General features: G+C 62.9%; 13 protein-coding genes and 1 tRNA gene. 9 read left to right on the top strand and 5 right to left on the bottom strand.

All coding sequences use genetic code 11. From position 1 onward, the window contains the following. Position 1 precedes the first annotated feature (1 nt). The 8 genes from RBA95_RS09710 to RBA95_RS09675 all read left to right on the top strand — a co-directional run bounded on the left by RBA95_RS09710 (position 2) and on the right by RBA95_RS09675 (position 8,954). Positions 2-2,653, top strand: a complete 2,652-nt coding sequence (locus tag RBA95_RS09710; RefSeq protein WP_306016645.1) for a hypothetical protein — start codon at positions 2-4, stop codon at positions 2,651-2,653. 59 nt (positions 2,654-2,712) lie between these two features. Continuing rightward, on the top strand, positions 2,713-6,297 hold the full coding sequence (locus RBA95_RS09705; RefSeq protein WP_306016644.1) for a hypothetical protein: 3,585 nt from the start codon (positions 2,713-2,715) through the stop codon (positions 6,295-6,297). A gap of 9 nt (positions 6,298-6,306) precedes the next feature. Then, positions 6,307-6,735, top strand: a complete 429-nt coding sequence (locus tag RBA95_RS09700) for a hypothetical protein (protein WP_306016643.1) — start codon at positions 6,307-6,309, stop codon at positions 6,733-6,735. 9 nt (positions 6,736-6,744) lie between these two features. Then, positions 6,745-7,035 (top strand): hypothetical protein, encoded by a 291-nt coding sequence (locus RBA95_RS09695; RefSeq protein WP_306016642.1) that lies wholly within the window; start codon positions 6,745-6,747, stop codon positions 7,033-7,035. Then, positions 7,036-7,896: a hypothetical protein gene (locus tag RBA95_RS09690; RefSeq protein ID WP_306016641.1), complete on the top strand. Its 861-nt coding sequence runs from the start codon at positions 7,036-7,038 to the stop codon at positions 7,894-7,896. An 8-nt stretch (positions 7,897-7,904) separates the two neighbouring features. Continuing rightward, positions 7,905-8,336, top strand: coding sequence for a DUF5675 family protein (locus tag RBA95_RS09685; RefSeq protein ID WP_306016640.1), 432 nt, complete (start codon positions 7,905-7,907; stop codon positions 8,334-8,336). Beyond that, positions 8,333-8,743, top strand: coding sequence for a hypothetical protein (locus tag RBA95_RS09680; protein ID WP_306016639.1), 411 nt, complete (start codon positions 8,333-8,335; stop codon positions 8,741-8,743). The genes RBA95_RS09685 and RBA95_RS09680 overlap by 4 nt, the downstream gene beginning before the upstream one ends. A gap of 70 nt (positions 8,744-8,813) precedes the next feature. Then, positions 8,814-8,954, top strand: coding sequence for a hypothetical protein (locus RBA95_RS09675; protein WP_306016638.1), 141 nt, complete (start codon positions 8,814-8,816; stop codon positions 8,952-8,954). 87 nt (positions 8,955-9,041) lie between these two features. On the opposite strand, the gene RBA95_RS09670 is transcribed toward RBA95_RS09675, so the two are convergent. Together RBA95_RS09670 and RBA95_RS09665 are read right to left on the bottom strand one after the other, a co-directional pair. Beyond that, a tRNA-Val gene (locus tag RBA95_RS09670) sits at positions 9,042-9,117 on the bottom strand. A gap of 26 nt (positions 9,118-9,143) precedes the next feature. Next, positions 9,144-10,310 (bottom strand): bifunctional chorismate mutase/prephenate dehydratase, encoded by a 1,167-nt coding sequence (locus RBA95_RS09665; protein ID WP_306016637.1) that lies wholly within the window; start codon positions 10,308-10,310, stop codon positions 9,144-9,146. 248 nt (positions 10,311-10,558) lie between these two features. On the opposite strand from RBA95_RS09665, the gene RBA95_RS09660 reads away from it, so the two are divergent. Further along, positions 10,559-11,158 carry a peptidylprolyl isomerase gene (locus tag RBA95_RS09660; RefSeq protein WP_306016636.1) on the top strand — a complete coding sequence of 200 codons (600 nt, stop codon included), beginning with the start codon at positions 10,559-10,561 and terminating at the stop codon, positions 11,156-11,158. On the opposite strand, the gene RBA95_RS09655 is transcribed toward RBA95_RS09660, so the two are convergent. The 3 genes from RBA95_RS09655 to RBA95_RS09645 form a co-directional block, all read right to left on the bottom strand. Further along, positions 11,155-11,583 carry a MarR family winged helix-turn-helix transcriptional regulator gene (locus RBA95_RS09655; protein WP_306016635.1) on the bottom strand — a complete coding sequence of 143 codons (429 nt, stop codon included), beginning with the start codon at positions 11,581-11,583 and terminating at the stop codon, positions 11,155-11,157. The genes RBA95_RS09660 and RBA95_RS09655 overlap by 4 nt on opposite strands. 173 nt (positions 11,584-11,756) lie before the next feature. Then, complete coding sequence (gene lon, locus RBA95_RS09650) at positions 11,757-14,162, bottom strand: endopeptidase La (protein WP_306016634.1); 2,406 nt, start codon at positions 14,160-14,162, stop codon at positions 11,757-11,759. Between the two features lie 225 nt (positions 14,163-14,387). Then, on the bottom strand, positions 14,388-16,277 hold the full coding sequence (locus tag RBA95_RS09645) for a bifunctional diguanylate cyclase/phosphodiesterase (RefSeq protein ID WP_306016633.1): 1,890 nt from the start codon (positions 16,275-16,277) through the stop codon (positions 14,388-14,390).

The raw sequence follows: 16,277 nt of genomic DNA, 5'->3' as shown, positions 1-16,277 counted from the left end.
TATGAGCTGCAAACCTTCCATGCGTGAAGCGGTGGGCGAAGGCTTCACCGACGCCGAACTGGACGAAGCGCTGGCGCGCATGTCCGCGCGCTTTCGCCGCGAGAAGGCCCGACACGCCAGCGATGCGGACGCCATGAACGCGGCCCGTGAAGCGGTGCTGGCCGATATGGTCAAGGACAATCTGATTGAAGCGCGCATGCGCCGCTATGCGGCCCTGGCCAAGGACGGCCGGAACCGCACCTTTGACGCGATGTATGGCCGGGGCTTTGACGAGGCGAGCGCGCTGCGCGCCTTCAATGTGGGCGAGGAAAGCGATGCGCCCGGATCGGGCGCCAGCGTGGACGCCCAGGGCCGCGCGCTGGAAGCGGACCTGACCGGAACCTTGCTGGCCGACCTCAAGGCGTCCGGCGTCATGGATCGGCTGATGAAGTGGAGCGGCGGCCGCGACAAGCCGCTTGAGCAACAGATCCTGCGGGAAGTCCATCGGCTCAATGGCGGGGATGGCGCGCCCGCTGCGGACGCGGACGTGGCGCAGGCGGCGAAGGCCATTCAGCAAACGCTCAAGCGCGCCATGGACATTCAGAACGAACACGGCGCCTGGATCGAACCGCTCACGGGCTATATGGGCCGCCAGTCCCATGACCCGATCAAGATTTCAGGCGGGTTCTGGCGCGGCGGAATGAACCCGACCGTGCGCGAGCGCGCCCGCAAGGACTGGGTGGCGTATATCCGCCCCCTGCTGGACGAGCAGAGCTTTGACGCCATCCACGCCGAACGCGCGCGCCGCGCCCAGGAGATCGAGGCGGGCGGCGTGCGCGAGACAGTGGACCCGGAAGGCTTCACCACCCTGAGCGATGAAGCGCTGGAGCAAGCCTATCTGGAAAGCATCTGGTACGACATTACGGCCGGGCGGCATGAAGGCTCATCAGGCGCGCTCGATGATCTTGACGGCTTCCGGCCGCCGCCCGGCAAGGCGCGAGCCGCCAGCAAGTCCCGCACCCTGCATTTCCGCGACCCGGAAGGCTGGTTTGCCTATAACGAGAAATACGGCCGGGGCTCGATGATGGAAGCGGTGCTGGGCCAGGTGCGCCGCGCGGCCCGCAATGCGGCGCTGATGAAAGCCTGGGGGCCGAACCCGCGCGCGGCCTTTGACGCCCATGTGCAGAGCGCCCGCCAGCGCGCCAAGGCGCGCGGGGCGGACACGAAAGTGGATAACCGCCTGTCAAACTGGCTGCGCATCGCCGAGTTCGAGCAGCTGGACGGCAGCGCGGATGCGCCAGAAAGCGTGCGCATCGCCGCCGTCAGCCGGGCGATCCGCAACTGGCAGCAACTCTCCAAGCTGGGCGGCGTGGTGATCAGCGCCCAGACCGATACCGCCTTCGCCGCCAACGCCATGAAACGCGCCGGGATTGATTACCTGGACGCCTATTCGTGGATCTACAAGGCGGCGGCCGGGTTGGATGGTGACGCGGCGCGGGACGTGGCCGATGATCTGCGCGTGGCCTCGCTCGCCATGGCGGGCGATGTGGCCGGCCGCTTCAATGCGCTGGATGGCGCACAGGGCGTCATGAGCCGCATGCTGTCGGTGTTCTACCGCGCCAATGGCTTCCAGTTCTGGAACGAGCGCTTGCGCCGGGGCGCGGGCGTGCTTCTGGCGCGCAATCTGGGCCGCAAGGCGAAACAGAGCTGGGCCGAGCTGGACGACGCCACGCGCGGCGGGCTTGAACGCTATGGCGTCAATGAGCGCCTGTGGGGGCTGATCCGCGACAAGACGCAGAGCGTTGACGAGGTGGGCGATCTTATCACGGTGGATGCGGTCAAGCGCGTTCCGGCCGACCGGCTGGCCCGCGCGCTTGGCATGACCCCGCCGGGTAATCGCAAGGCGTTTACAGAGCTACAGCTGACCCGCGCCCGACGCGAGGCGGAAACCCGGTTGCAAGCCTATTTCACCGATCAGGCGGACAATGCCCTGACCGAGCCGCGCGCCCGCGAGCGCGCCATGATCCGGGGCGGCACCCAGGCCGGGACCGTGCCGGGGCTCGCCATGGAATTGTTCATGCAGTTCAAGTCCTTTCCGCTCACCGTGATCACGCGCCAGATCAATCCGGCCCTGCGCGGCGTGGGCCATGGCGAGCCCGTGGCGGCCATGGCCCACCTGATCCTGAGCACGGCGGTGCTGGGCTTTCTGACCTTGCAGCTGAAGGAACTGACCAAGGGGCGCATGCCGCGCCCCGCGATTGATGAAGACACCGGGCTTCCCAATGGCGATCTGTTCGTGGCGTCCCTGTTGCAAGGCGGTGGCGCGGGCATCTATGGCGATCTTCTGATGGCCGATTACAACCGCTATGGCGGCGGGCTGGCGGAAACCTTGGGCGGCCCGGCCGTGGGCGAGCTGTCCAGCCTGTTCCGGCTCTACGCCACCTTGCGCGATGTGGAGCATTCCGATCAGGCGCCCGCCCAGGCCCTGCGCTTTGCGGCGAACAACACGCCCTTCGCCAACCTGTTCTATGTGCGTCCGGCGCTGGACTATCTCATGCTCTACCACGCCCAGGAGGCGTTGAGCCCTGGTTATCTCGATCGCTACGAACAGCGCATCGAGCGCGAGAACGATCAGCGCTTCATCGTCCCGCCCAGTGAGGTTGTTGACGGCTGAGCCGTTGGACATGACGAGAACCGGGTGATCATGCCAGCCGTCAACCACGAAGGCGCATGATGACTGAACCCGTCCAGACCGAGATCCTGCGTTCGCCGGCCAACGGCGCTCAGACCGATTTCACCCTGCCCGGCAATGAGGCGACAACGCCTTATGAGATCATTCTGGTGGACGCCAGCGGGGTTGAAACCGTCCTGGTGGAGGGTGATGACTGGACCCGGATCGTCTCGGCGGGCCAGCAATATGCACGGATCAGCCCGGCCCCGGAAGCAGGGCAGACCGTCACGCGCTTGCGCGCGTCGGCGGCCATCCAGCCGACCCGGTTTCAGGACGCGCGCGCGTTTCCGGCGCGGCCGGTCGAGGACGCCCATGACCGGCTGACCCGTGTGGTTCAGGATCTGGATGCGCGCACCTCGAACACCGTGCGCATGCCGCGCAGCGATCCCAAGCCCATGGCCCTGCCCGCCCGCACCGCGCTGCGTGACCGTCTAATGGCGGGCAACAAAGACACGGGCGATCTGGAACCCACGACCTTCACCGCAAAGCAGGTCGCCGATGTGGTCAATCTCGTGCTCAATGGCTACACGCCCGAACCGGGCGAGCCGGGGCAAGTGGTGGCGCAAGTGGCCGTGCCGACCCTGGCCGAGCTGCAAGCGGTGGACGTGTCCGAGCTGAGCGGCGGCGCCGGCATCGCCATGGCGTCGCGTACGGCCCTGGGCGATGGCGGCGGCGGCCTGTTTGTCTGGCGCGCGGGCGATCATTCAGCCCAGCTGGACGCTGACGAAGTGACGGCCGGGCAAGGCGATGGCGGCTTGCTGGTGGCGCCATCCAGCGATCGCAGCGGCGCGTCTGGCGTCTGGCAGCGCTTTCCGATCAATCCCGACGCGGTGCATCTGGCCTGGTATGGCGATGATGACGCCGCCGTGGCGGCCGTCGAGCGCGGGTCCGCCCGCTATGTGGATCTGGGCGGGCGCACGGTTGCGACCACGGTGTTCGATGAAGGGCTGACCAAGAACTATTTCAACGGGGTCATCGGCGCAGAGAACATTGTCGGCAATCCGGTTGAGCTGCGCCTGCAATACCCGATCCGGGATAACCAGATCGCCACCAGTTCGACCAAGACGCCCATCCTGGACTGGGAAGGCAAGCGGGTCTTGTGGCTGGGAACCTCAATCCCGTTCGCAGGCGACCGCGCCACCGGCTATCCCGAACAATTCTGCGAGCGCCTGAAATGCGAGCCGGTCAAGAACAATTCCTGGGCGGGCTCACACGCCAGCTGGCATCCCGACCAGGACCCCTATAACGATCAGACTTCGACCCGCGCCCTGTCCATGACGGAGGCGGACCGGATCTGGGGGATTTCCGAATACGGCTCGAACAGCTTCTACGATGACAGCTATTCGCCCATTACGGTAACAAGCCAGCAGACCGCCGATTGGCGCATCTTCAAGCCGTTTGAAGACCATGCCTATGACGTGGTGATGCTCGATCACAACCATAATGACCGGCGACAGACCACGGCCGGCACGTTGTCTCCGCCAGAAAGCGCGATTACCGCGATCGCCAAGGGCGCCTCCACCGCTGTCACCGTATCCAATCCAGAGCGCTTCGCCGTGGGCGATGGCGTCGCCCTGCTCATTGAGGGCATTGATCAGCTCAAATATTGCGCGGCGCGTGTGGACGCGATCAGCGGCAATGACCTGATCCTGATTGTCGATAGCAGCAGCTATTCGGGCAGCTTCACGTCCGGCACGGCGGTCAAGCTCGATCGCACCACCGTGTACGGCGCCTGGGAGTTCCTGATCTATTACACCCGCTGGGCGGCCAGGGCGAACGGCCGCCCGGACCCGACGATTATCCTGTCTGGCGCGCCATCCAATTTCACGGGCGGCAAGCTCGATCACGGCATTTACTTCGTGGGCGAGCTGATCCGAGACGTGGCCGAGAAACACGGCCTGGCCTATTTCGACGTGGCCGAGGCGATGAAGGTGGCGCTGTTTGATCACATCACCTTCTTCACCGATAACGTCCATCCCAACGAGCTTGAGGCCCAGACCGCGATTGCGAACCATTGGGTGCAATGGGCGCGCGGCGGCGCGATCAAGGAAGCCAATGATGGTGATTTCCTCAAGCGCGGCTCGCGCCAGCTGGCGCATCTGAACCAGCACGCGCCGATCTACTCGCGCTGGTTTGAGGGTTTCGTCACCTCGCCCTTTGTCGAGGGCGGCGCGGTTACGCGCCTGGACGAGGATTTCAGCACCGATCTGAGCGCCTATACCAGCACCGGCACCGCGCCCGTGATCGTCAACGCCCCATGGGGCGGCGGCAAGGCGCTCAAATCCACCTCGCGCGCCGGCCAGCTGCAAGGCAATTCCTATATTCGCGCCTCAAGCCTGGACCTGTCCGGCGGCGGCGTGTCCATGGAGTTCGATCTGTGGCTGGACAGCGTGACCGGGCATGTGGCCAGCGGCGGCGCAGGCGTGAGCCTGTTTCGCACCTACACGCCGTCCGGCCAGCACATCACCGTGGAAATCATCTTCATTCCCACGGGCGCCCGGCTGCAATTCTCTGTCTATGATCCGGTCAACGGCTTCTCCAAACCGCAAGTCTCGGCCGCGAACTTCCTCACCGCCCAGACCCGCCACCGCGTCAAGATCGAGGCGATCAAGGCCACCAACGCCTATCCGGGCTCGGCCCTGTTCTATCTTGATGGCGAGCAGCTGGGCGGCGCCACGCTCATAGCCGACGAGAACACGCCAGACCCAACCATGGTGGATATGGGCGTGTGCTTTACGGCCCTGGCGGGCGACATTGATGTTCATATCGGCAATGTCCTGGTCAAGGACTTGCAGGCGATGGACTATACCGGCCGGTGGACCGGCTCGCTCAATACGACAGACGGGCTCGTGCAAGTGGTCAACGGCACGATTGTCGGCGGGCCGGGCTCCGGCTCCGGCTCGGGCAATACGGGCACGCCTGACAGCCTGTCCGGCTTTAACGATCTGGGCGAAGCGGCGAGCTTCACGCTGGGCGCGGGGCTGGCCTTTGACGGCGCATCGCTCAAGCTCGCCGATGGAACCGCGAACACGCTCAAGGGCCATGATAATACGGGCGCGGCCTCCGAAGTGACGATCGGAACCGGGCTTGAGCTGGTCGGAGGCGTGCTCACCTGCACCGTGACCGGCAGCGGCGGGACAAGCCAACCCGGCACGCGCACGGTCGGACTGAATGAAATCAAGACGGGCACTGCGGGGCGCGTCCTCGGCTGGAAGACCAATGGCGACCCGTCCTATTACGCGGCCGGCGCCGGCATCGAGCTTGACCCGACCTCGCCCGGCTTCATCAAGCTGGCGGACGTGATCGGCGTGACGGCCCTCAAGATCGGGCCAACCCAGCGATTGAACGCGGATGGTCTGTTTGATCGCAATGGCAACCGCGTCGTCTATGACCGCCAGCCCTCCATTGGTGATGTGAACAATCTCACCCAGCAGACCAACACCAATTTGTTCAACACGATGGATGCGACGTTCGGCGGGGCCTACGCCGTCAGCGCTCAGCGGATCAACGAGAATTTCGCCACAACCGCCGATCGCCTCAATCGCATTGTGGCGGCGATGCGCGCGCACGGCCTGATCTTCCCATAGGAGCGAATGATGACGCACCCGACAGTTCAGAACGTCACCGAAGCCTCGGCCACCGTCATCGCCCTGGGCGCGATCCATTTGACGGGGCCGCAGCTGTTTGAGGGTTTCGGCCTCCTGTGCGGCATGGCCTTCGTCTTCTTCCTGCGCGAGAGCGTGCCGTTTCGCAAGCGGCTCTACTATGCGGCGGGCTCTGTGGCGGCCGGGCTGATTTTCACCCATGCGGGGGCGGCCGTGCTGGCGACCAACTGGCCCTCCATGCCGGGGGAAATGCGCGTCGCCATCGCCTTCCTGTCCGTCCTGTGCGCCATGCCGCTTGTCACGCTCTGGCGCGGCGCATGGCGCGCCGCCGCGAGCGAGCCCGGCAATTTTGTGGACATGATCACCGGCCTTGTTCGCCGGATCTTCAACCTGCCCCCGCGTTCAGGCGGCGGGCGATAGGAGCAAGCCATGAGCGATCCCAAGCGCCTGCGCACACAATCAGGTTGCGTTGTCGGCATAAAGGCCATCACGCCCAACGACAGCGAGGATCTGGCCAATGAGCAGGGCGAGTATCCCACCCATATTTTCTTCGGCGAAGTCGGGGCCGTCACGGTCCATGACTGTTTTGACAACGCCATCACATTTGCGGCGGGCGAAATCATGCCTTCGCGCTGGCACGCCATGAGCGTGAAGCGGGTTCTGGAAACAGGATCTGACACCTTCACGGCGGGCGCAATCAAGATCGGATGGGGAAGCTAGATGGCCCAGGCGCAAGCACCTTCAACGTTCTTCGGCGGCAGCGGCGGCGGCGGCGGTGGCGGCGGTTCCTCAGACGCCAGCCTTGGCGAGCTGGCGATCGTTCAGGCGGTCAACGCTGCATCGGTGTCGTATGGCTGGCGTAAAGTTGAGGATGCATCTGCTTTACCAGCGGCGATCAATCGCCTTTACGGGGCGACTATTGTCAGCAACACATTCGCGGATTTATTTGCATCCAGCTCTGATCGGGCCGCAGTTTTCGCTAGCCCTGCATTGTTGTCCTCATTGGGCGATAGTGAGGTTGCAAGTTCAGCGCTCGTTACATCGGCTGCTGCCATGTCTGAACTTGCGGCGTCTGAGAGCGCCATGCGTGCCGTGCTCTCGTCTCATGGATTGTTTTCCAAAATAATGACAACGCCTTCGGCGCGATCAACCTTTACAAGTTCGTCCGCACTTGCGCAGGCGACAATCCCCAATCATGTGGCGAGCAATACTAGTGCAGCCGGGGTTATATCTGCCTCAAATTCCGGTGCGCGCCCCCCCTATTACTCGGTAGACGGTACAGGGAATTATTGGACTCCCGAAGCATCGCCAGCATGGTTGGAGTACACGTTTAATGCACCTTGCGTTATCCACACGGCGTCATGGCTACACCAAGGCGCCCAGAAGGCGCAATCAGGTGACGTTGAGGCCTATGTCAACGGGGCTTGGCTTAAGGTGGGAGAGATGTCACTCGCCGGGGTTTCGTATCTAGACCCTGCCTACCTGAACGCGCCGGTTTCTTCCGCGCGCTGGCGCGTGAACAACATCACACCAGACTATACTCGCGTTTACGATTTCCGCCTTTACGGTTTTTACGACTAGGGCGACGCATGACCCATCTTGTCCTCAATCGCAAAAGCCATGGCGAACACTCCACGCTGGGCGCGCTGCACCTGGCCCAGGGTCTGTTCATTACGTGGATGCTGGAACGCGGCCCCGGCCCGAACCGGCCGAACCTCGATCGCATCCCGGCCGGGGAATATCCGCTGATCGAGCGCACATGGGGCGACTGGTACGAACGCCTCGGCCGCAAGCCGCTGGTGGAAATCGCCGATGTGCCCGGCCGGTCCGCGATCCTGTGTCACCCGGCCAATCGCCACACCGAAATCAAGGGCTGTCTGGCCCCAGGGCTGCGCCATTCGAAAGAGGATGGCGAGCATTGCGTCTGGGCGAGCCGCGACGCCTTCGCCAAGGTCAACCCATATCTGCTGATGGCGGCGCGGGATGGCGGAACCCTACTGATCACGGATGAAACGCCATGAGCGGCGGCGGCCTAGCCGGCATCGTCGCCGCGATCAGCTTCACGCTGGGCGCGAGCGTGGGCGCGGGCGCGCTCTATGCCGCGCCTCATATCGGCTTGCGCGCCGTGGAGCAGCGCTTGACCAAGGCGCAAGGCGCAGCCGCCGCCCAGGCTGATGCGCGGGCGCGTGAAAGCGAGAACCGCAGCGACGAGCGCGAACATGCGGACGAAGACATAACGGCGGAGCGTCGAAGCTGTGACGCCCGCATTGCCGATCTGACGGCCTTGTGGAGCGTTCCCGCGCGTTCAGCAACCCAGACGCCCCCGAATGAGGCAGACCCCTATGAGAGCTGTTCTTGCGCTGACTATGGCGACATTCGCCCTCTCGATCACTGGCTGTCAGACGCCGGACTCCTGGATGACGGTTGAGCCTGTTCGCCCTGTCGCGCCCTCACCGTCCCTCTGTGCGCCCAGCCCGGCCGAGCCCAGGCGCCCGGCCATGGCGGCCGTCAATCAGGTGGCGGCCGCATATATCCTCGCGCTGCAAGGCCACGCCCGCGCGGCCTGGACCATCATCGACAAGGAGCGCCAGCGGCGGTGCGAGCCGGAACTGGTTGCAGGAACACACGCGGAACGGTAGTCACACAAAAATGGCTGTGTGACTGTTTGCAGAAGTCACACAAACCGGAATGTTCCGGTTCTGTTTTTGCCAACCCTTTGAAAAGATTGGTGGGTGGTGACGGGGTCGAACCGCCGACCTACTGGGTGTAAACCAGTTGCTCTACCAGCTGAGCTAACCACCCGCTTCCGACTCGGAAGGGCCGCCCTTTTAGCCTTCAAGCTGGGTGGGCTTCAAGCGGTCAGAGCCGTAAGATCCGAAGCGCCGGACAGATTTTGCATATCCGCCCAGATGCTCCAGCGCCCTGGCCACCGCCTTGTCCTCTTCATGGCCTTCCAGATCGAGGAAGAACATCTGCTCCCAGGGCGCGCCATGGACAGGACGGCTTTCAAGCTTGGTCATGTTCACGCCATGCTGGCGGAAGCCATCCAGTGCATCCACCAGCGAGCCCGAGGCGTCAGACGTGATGAAGACCAGCGAGGTCTTGCACGGCAGCAGGGGCGAGGCCGGCGCAGGATCCACAGCCAAGGCGACGAACCGGGTCTCATTGCCTTCGAAGTCTGAAATATTGGGTTCGATAAGGTTCAGACCGAACAGGCGCGCCGCGTCGGGCCCGGCTACGGCGGCCACAGACGGGCCCTCATCCAGCGCGCGTTCCAGGGCGCGCGTGGTGGAGGTGACCGGGATCTTCTTGAGATCGGTGCGCGCGTTGAGCCATCGCTGGGCCTGACGCAAGGCCTGGGGGTGACCATAGACGGTCCGGACCGGACCCAGATCGGTCGCCTTGCCCATCAGGGTGTGCTGGATCTTCATATGGTGTTCGCCGGCGATCTTCAGATTGGAATCGCGCAGCAGGTCGTAGACCTCGTTCACACCGCCCGTGGCGGTATTCTCGATCGGCAGGAAGCCGTAATCCGCTTCACCATCCTCGAGCGACTTGAAGATGGCGGCGTAGTCGCGCTTGATGACCGGCGCGACCCCTGAATACCGGCCCGAGAAATGCGCGTTCGCTGCAAACTGGGAGTATGAGCCCGGCCCGCCCAGATAAGCGACGCGCGCCTCGGTCAGCATGGCGTCCCCGACCCGCGCATCCAAGCTGGCGCGCTGGCGACGCAGGGAGTCGTCAATGATCGCCTGGAACAGGGTTTCCACGAAACTGTCCGCCAGCCCCAGATCACGGCCCTTCGCGACAGCGCGTTCGATCACGGCGCGTTCGCGGTCGGTATCTCGCACCGGGCTCTGATCGCCGGCCTTCAGCGCCACCAGCGTTTCCACGAGGCGACGTCGCTCCGCCAGGAGCTTGAGGATTTCGGAATCGGTCGCATCAATGGCCTGACGCAGGATCTGGCGTTCGTCATGCGGCTTGGTCGGGCTCATCGCCTCATCTCCCAATAAAAAACCCCGCCATTGGCGGGGCTGGTGACTTTTTCTTGCAAGCAAGCAGCGTCAACCGGCCCCGGGGGGACGATAAAAATAGCCGCCAAAGAAAAAGAGGTTCGCTGTCATCATGCGTTGCAGCATGAAACTGTCTCAGCGCATCGGTCAAGCCCTATTGGACCGACATTTGACTTTCCGCGCGCAACACCGCCCGATAGCCGCTCATCTGCTGCAAGGATCGCCCAGACATGCTCACCGCCCTCACCGCCGCAACCCTCATGATCGCTCAGCCCCACGCCGTCATCGAGACGAGCGAGGGTGATATCGTCGTGGCGCTCAACGACAGCGCTGCGCCTGTCTCAGTGGCTAATTTCATCGCCCATGCCGAGGCGGGGCATCTCGATGCGGGCAGCTTCTATCGCAGCGTACGCGACGACAATGAGCGCCCCGGCGTCGAACCCATGCATCTCATCCAGGGCGGATATGGCCGTGACGGCCTGCCTGAAGCCGAAGGCATCGCCCATGAGAGCACGCTGGAGACCGGGCTGACCCATAGCCGCGGCGCGATCTCCATGGCCCGCACCGCAGTGGGCACCGCCACGACAGAATTCTTCATCATGGTTGATGATTATCCCGGCCTTGATGCAGGACCGGGCAAGCGCAATCCCGATGAAGCCGGCTATGCCGTGTTCGGCGCCGTCATAGAAGGCATGGATGTGGTGGAGCGCATCTGGATGGCGCCGACAAGCCTTGAGGCAGCGCCGGACGACTTTCCCTATCCGCAATACATCGTCGAGCCGGTCCGGATCGAGACCGTGCGCATTGTCGACGAAAACGACGAAGACTAGTCCTTGAGCTCCAGCCGGAGCGCGGTGAGGCGCTGGGCGACATCATGCGCCGTCGCTTCACCCATCATCTTTTCAAGCCGCGCATTGACGGTCTCAAAAGCAATGCGGGCTCGATCCGCCTTCTCCACGCCTTCCTTGCTGACCGTCAATCGCCAGCGGCGGCGGTCACTGGCGTCACGGGCGCGCTCGATCAGGCCTTCCCGCTGCAGACGCGCCACCATCTGGGTGACGGCGGGTTCTGACAATTCCAACCGCACGGCGATATCGCTCTGGGTCGCCTCGGAGTCACTCAGCACCACGCCCAGAAGCGCAGCCTGCGCCACAGTCAGCCCCGCTGCTTCAATGACCACGGCATCCGCCTCCTGACGCAAACGTTCGGCGGTTTTGATCACGGCGGAATACAAACGGGGGCTGGCGTCGCTCATTCACTCTCTCGGCATTCAAGGCCCGTCCAACCGACAGAACAGGCATAAAACAATTTATCGCTATCCCAGTTTGGTCAGAAAAGCCAAGTCGCTAAACGTCTAAACTGTTTCCTGGGCACAATAGAAAAGGCCCCGGAGCGTGCTCCGGGGCCAGATCCGCCTGAAAAAGAGGCTTAGTGAGGGCGTTGTTCTCCACCACCACTGACTTCGGTGGAGCCGGGCAATGCTGCAAGAGCAGCCGCTTCCGCTTCGGTCCACTCCACTGGCTTGATCGGTTCGGACAGCGCCGTGTTGAGCACTTCCTCGACCGTTTCGACCGGTATGATCTCGAGCCCTTCTTTGACGTTGTCCGGAATCTCGGCGAGATCCTTCTCATTGTCCTTGGGGATGAGCACGGTCTTCACGCCACCGCGCAGCGCGGCCAGCAATTTCTCCTTAAGACCACCGATTGGCAGAACGCGCCCACGCAGGGTGATCTCACCCGTCATGGCCACATCCTTTCGCACCGGCACGCCGGTCAGCGAAGAGACGATTGCGGTGATCATGGCGCCGCCGGCGGACGGTCCATCCTTGGGCGTTGCGCCTTCGGGCACGTGCACGTGAATGTCGGTGGTGCGGAACACCGTCGGCTTGATGCCCAGTGTCGGCGCCCGGCTCTGCACGAACGAATTCGCGGCAGAAATGGATTCCTTCATCACTTCCTTGAGATTGCCCGTCACGGTCATCTTGCCCCGACCCGGCATCTGGACCGCCTCGATGGTCAGCAGATCGCCGCCCACCTCGGTCCAGGCCAATCCGGTCACAAGGCCCACCTTGTCTTCGGACTCGGTCTCGCCAAAGCGATGCTTCCGCACGCCCGCGAAATCATCCAGATTGTCCGCGTTGATCGTGACATGCTCCACATCACCCGCAACAAGCTTGCGCACGGTCTTGCGCGCCAGCCGCGCAATCTCGCGCTCCAGGCTCCGCACGCCGCTTTCGCGCGTGTAATACCGGATCAGATCGCGCAGAGCACTGTCTTCGACCGTCCACTCGCTTTCTTTGAGCGCATGCGTCTTGAGCTGCTTGGGGATGAGGTGGCGTCGAGCAATCTCGATCTTCTCATCCTCGGTATAGCCTGCGATCCGGATGATCTCCATGCGGTCCAGAAGCGGCTGCGGCAGGTTGAGCGTATTCGCCGTGGTGATGAACATCACGTCGGACAGATCATAATCCACTTCGAGATAGTGATCGTTGAACGTGGAGTTCTGTTCCGGATCCAGCACTTCAAGAAGCGCCGAAGCGGGATCGCCGCGATAGTCCGCGCCCAGCTTGTCGATCTCATCAAGCAGGATGATCGGATTGGTGGACTTGGCTTTCTTCAGCGACTGGATGATCCGGCCCGGCATGGAACCGATATAGGTCCGGCGGTGACCACGAATTTCGGCCTCGTCCCGCACACCCCCCAGTGACACGCGGACAAATTCCCGCCCCGTCGCCTCAGCGATGGAGCGACCCAGCGACGTCTTGCCGACGCCCGGCGGGCCTACAAGGCACAGGATCGGACCGCGCATCTTCTTCACGCGAGTCTGGACCGCCAGATGCTCGACAATGCGTTCCTTGACCTTCTCCAGACCGAAGTGATCGCGATCAAGAACCTGCTCGGCCTTGCCCAGATCCTTCTTCAGGCGCTTGCGCTTGCCCCAGGGCAGCGCCAGCATCCACTCCAAATAGTTGCGCACCACGGTGGCTTCCGCCGACATGGGGCTCATCTGACGCAGCTTCTTGAGTTCCGCCTCGGCCTTCTCGCGCGCTTCCTTGCTGAGCTTGGTTTCGGCGAGTTTCTCTTCAAGTTCGGTCAGCTCTTCGCGACCGTCATCGCCCTCGCCCAGCTCGCGCTGGATCGCCTTCATCTGCTCGTTCAGATAATATTCGCGCTGGGTCTTCTCCATCTGCCGCTTCACGCGGTTCCGGATCTTCTTTTCGACCTGCAGCACGCTGATTTCGCCTTCCATCAGCGCGAACACCTTCTCGAGGCGTTCAGCGACCTTGGAATTGGCCATCAGCTCCTGTTTCTCGGAGATCTTCACAGACAGATGCGCCGCAATGGTGTCTGCCATCTTGGCGGCGTCGGAAATCTCGCTCACCGCAGACAGCGCTTCGGGCGGCACTTTCTTGTTGAGCTTGACGTAGTCCTCGAATTTTTCGGCGGCGGCGCGCATAAGCGCTTCCACTTCCGCCGGATCGGCGACTTCCTCATCAACAAGCTCGGCTTCGGCCTCGAAATAGGCCTGATTGTCCAGGAAGCGGGTGATGGTCATGCGGCGACCACCCTCGACCAGCACTTTCACCGTGCCGTCGGGCAGTTTGAGAAGTTGCAGCACGGACGCAACCACACCGTCGGTATAGACCGCTTCATGGGCGGGATCGTCATCCGCAGCGTTCTTCTGGGTCGCCAGCAGGATCTGCTTGTCCGCGCGCATGACTTCTTCGAGCGCCCGCACCGATTTCTCGCGGCCCACAAACAGGGGCACGATCATGTGCGGGAACACGACGATGTCGCGCAGCGGCAGCAGGGGAAGCGTTTTTGTTTCGCTCATAGTCATTCTCCAATGGGCCGGGTCGCCCCCGCTCCGGGGCGCAACTCAACCGCGCCGACCCTTGCGGCGTCGGCCTCACGACCAAGCCCTCTTATCAAGCCGAGCCTCGCCGTGTTCGCGTACCCAAACAAGTGGAGGCGGCGCCTTGAGGCTTCAAGCCTGAGGTTCAGCGCGGTCTGCAGCCTGATCCGTCCTGCCCGAGAGTATCCGGGCTGAGTTTGGACTTTATGAAGCGGCTGAACGCGCTCCTGCCAAACCCACATGGCTCAACAGCTCATCGTGGGTCGGCCAGTCATCTTCCAGACCGCATTCACTGCAGAAGGCCAGCCAATCGGTTTGCTGCAACAAGCGCTCAAACTGGGCGGGCGGCACGGGCCGGCTGAAGAGATAGCCCTGGAACTTCCAACAGCCCAGACGCGTGAGCGTTTGCGCTTCCTCTGGCGATTCAACGCCTTCGGCGAGCACCTCCAGACGCAAGCCCGCGGCCAGCGAGACAATGGCCTGGGTCAGCATTTGCCGCTTGCTGTCTGTGTTGATGCCCGTGACGAAGGACCGGTCGATCTTCACCAGATGCACCGGGACCGCGATGAGTGAGGCGATCGAGGCCCGCCCGGTGCCGAAATCATCCAGCGCGAGACGAAACCCTGCTGCCGCCAGGTCTTCCGCCGCCGCCCTGACCGCAGGCTTGCCGCCATCAATCAGGATCGATTCCATAAGCTCGATCATGACCTCGGAGCGTGCGATCCCACGCGCATCCGTTTCCCGTTCAAGCGTCTCGAGGAACGTGGAATCCGAGAGCTTGTCGGCTGTTATGTTGAAGCACAGATGGGGCAGATCCAGTCCGCGTTCTTTCCATTGGACAAAGTCATCGAGCGCACGGGTCAGAATGCAGGCATCAATCGTTTCGGTCAGTTTGGAACGCTCGGAGATGACGAGAAATGTGGCCGGCGTCAGCAAGCCGTGCACAGGGTGCCGCCAGCGCGCCAGCACCTCGGCCCCGTAGACCTTTCCGGTCAGCGCATCCACCTGAACCTGATAGAAGGGTTCGAACTGTCCGCTTGCGATCGCCGGCTCCAGATCCCGTGTCAGCGATTGGACAAGCGCCTGTCGCGAGCTCAGTGAGCAATCGTAAAAATGAATCCGGCCGCGCCCATTGGTCTTGATCTCGTAGAGCGCCAGATCCGCTTCCAGCAGGACATCATCGACCGATTTCTTCTCTCCGGCCCGAGCAAAGGTGATCCCGATGCTGGCGCTGATCTGGGCCTGGTACCCTGCGATCATCACAGGCTGCGAAATCTCACGGATCAATTGCTGCGCCATTTCCAGCAAGGGTTCCTGGGCATCGTTATCAATCGGAATCAGCAAGACGAATTCATCGCCCCCGATCCGGGTGGCCATGCCGTGCTCACCGGCAGCCCGGATCAGAATCTCGCTCACGCGAGACAGGACCTCGTCGCCCGCCCCATGCCCCAGGGTGTCGTTGACCCGTTTGAAATGGTCCAGATCCACGTGAACGACCGCCAGGCACTCTCCCAGCCGGCCTGAAACCAGCACAGTCTCCAGCTGACGCGACAAGGCCCGACGGTTTGGCAGCCCCGTCAAAGGGTCCGTGAGCGCCAGCTTCATCGCCGCGTCCTTGGCTTCTTTCAGCCGTGTGGCCATGGCCTGACTGTCCGCCAGAAGAACGGACTGGGTCTTCATGACATAGAGCAGGTCGATAGACGGGTCGGCCGGTGAGAAGTCCCGCTCTGTCAGATTGAACAGGTCCACCGCCTTGGACAGCTGCACGCCGAAGGAGGCGTTGAAGACGTACAAGCCCGGCGTGGCGGGTGTGGGACACAGATGAACCCGCAGAACAAAGGGCTCGGTTGCATCAGGGGCCGAAAACTCGACAGACACCCGTTCATTGAGGAACTGGGAAATCTCCTGTGACTTCCGAAGTGAGCGTGGGCTTCTGACCTTGAACACATCGAAGAACCGGCGCTGCACCGCTTGCTCACCCACCACCTTCTTCAAGGACGGAGCCAGGTGTACGATCTTTCCTTCACCATCGACAAACCCACCGAACGGGAGGATCTGGTCCAGGAAGGCCGTCTGAGCGGTGCTGGCCTTCAT

Origin of the sequence: Oceanicaulis sp. MMSF_3324 (assembly GCF_030733545.1) — a bacterium.
Lineage (GTDB): Bacteria > Pseudomonadota > Alphaproteobacteria > Caulobacterales > Maricaulaceae > Oceanicaulis.
This window is presented reverse-complemented; position numbering and strand designations above follow the sequence as displayed.

Coding starts and splice junctions, on each gene's coding strand:
- RBA95_RS09710 (WP_306016645.1), top strand. CDS start 2: ATGAGCTGCAAACCTTCCATGCGTGAAGCGGTGGGCGAAGGCTTCACC.
- RBA95_RS09705 (WP_306016644.1), top strand. CDS start 2,713: ATGACTGAACCCGTCCAGACCGAGATCCTGCGTTCGCCGGCCAACGGC.
- RBA95_RS09700 (WP_306016643.1), top strand. CDS start 6,307: ATGACGCACCCGACAGTTCAGAACGTCACCGAAGCCTCGGCCACCGTC.
- RBA95_RS09695 (WP_306016642.1), top strand. CDS start 6,745: ATGAGCGATCCCAAGCGCCTGCGCACACAATCAGGTTGCGTTGTCGGC.
- RBA95_RS09690 (WP_306016641.1), top strand. CDS start 7,036: ATGGCCCAGGCGCAAGCACCTTCAACGTTCTTCGGCGGCAGCGGCGGC.
- RBA95_RS09685 (WP_306016640.1), top strand. CDS start 7,905: ATGACCCATCTTGTCCTCAATCGCAAAAGCCATGGCGAACACTCCACG.
- RBA95_RS09680 (WP_306016639.1), top strand. CDS start 8,333: ATGAGCGGCGGCGGCCTAGCCGGCATCGTCGCCGCGATCAGCTTCACG.
- RBA95_RS09675 (WP_306016638.1), top strand. CDS start 8,814: ATGGCGGCCGTCAATCAGGTGGCGGCCGCATATATCCTCGCGCTGCAA.
- RBA95_RS09665 (WP_306016637.1), bottom strand. CDS start 10,310: ATGAGCCCGACCAAGCCGCATGACGAACGCCAGATCCTGCGTCAGGCC.
- RBA95_RS09660 (WP_306016636.1), top strand. CDS start 10,559: ATGCTCACCGCCCTCACCGCCGCAACCCTCATGATCGCTCAGCCCCAC.
- RBA95_RS09655 (WP_306016635.1), bottom strand. CDS start 11,583: ATGAGCGACGCCAGCCCCCGTTTGTATTCCGCCGTGATCAAAACCGCC.
- lon (WP_306016634.1), bottom strand. CDS start 14,162: ATGAGCGAAACAAAAACGCTTCCCCTGCTGCCGCTGCGCGACATCGTC.
- RBA95_RS09645 (WP_306016633.1), bottom strand. CDS start 16,277: ATGAAGGCCAGCACCGCTCAGACGGCCTTCCTGGACCAGATCCTCCCG.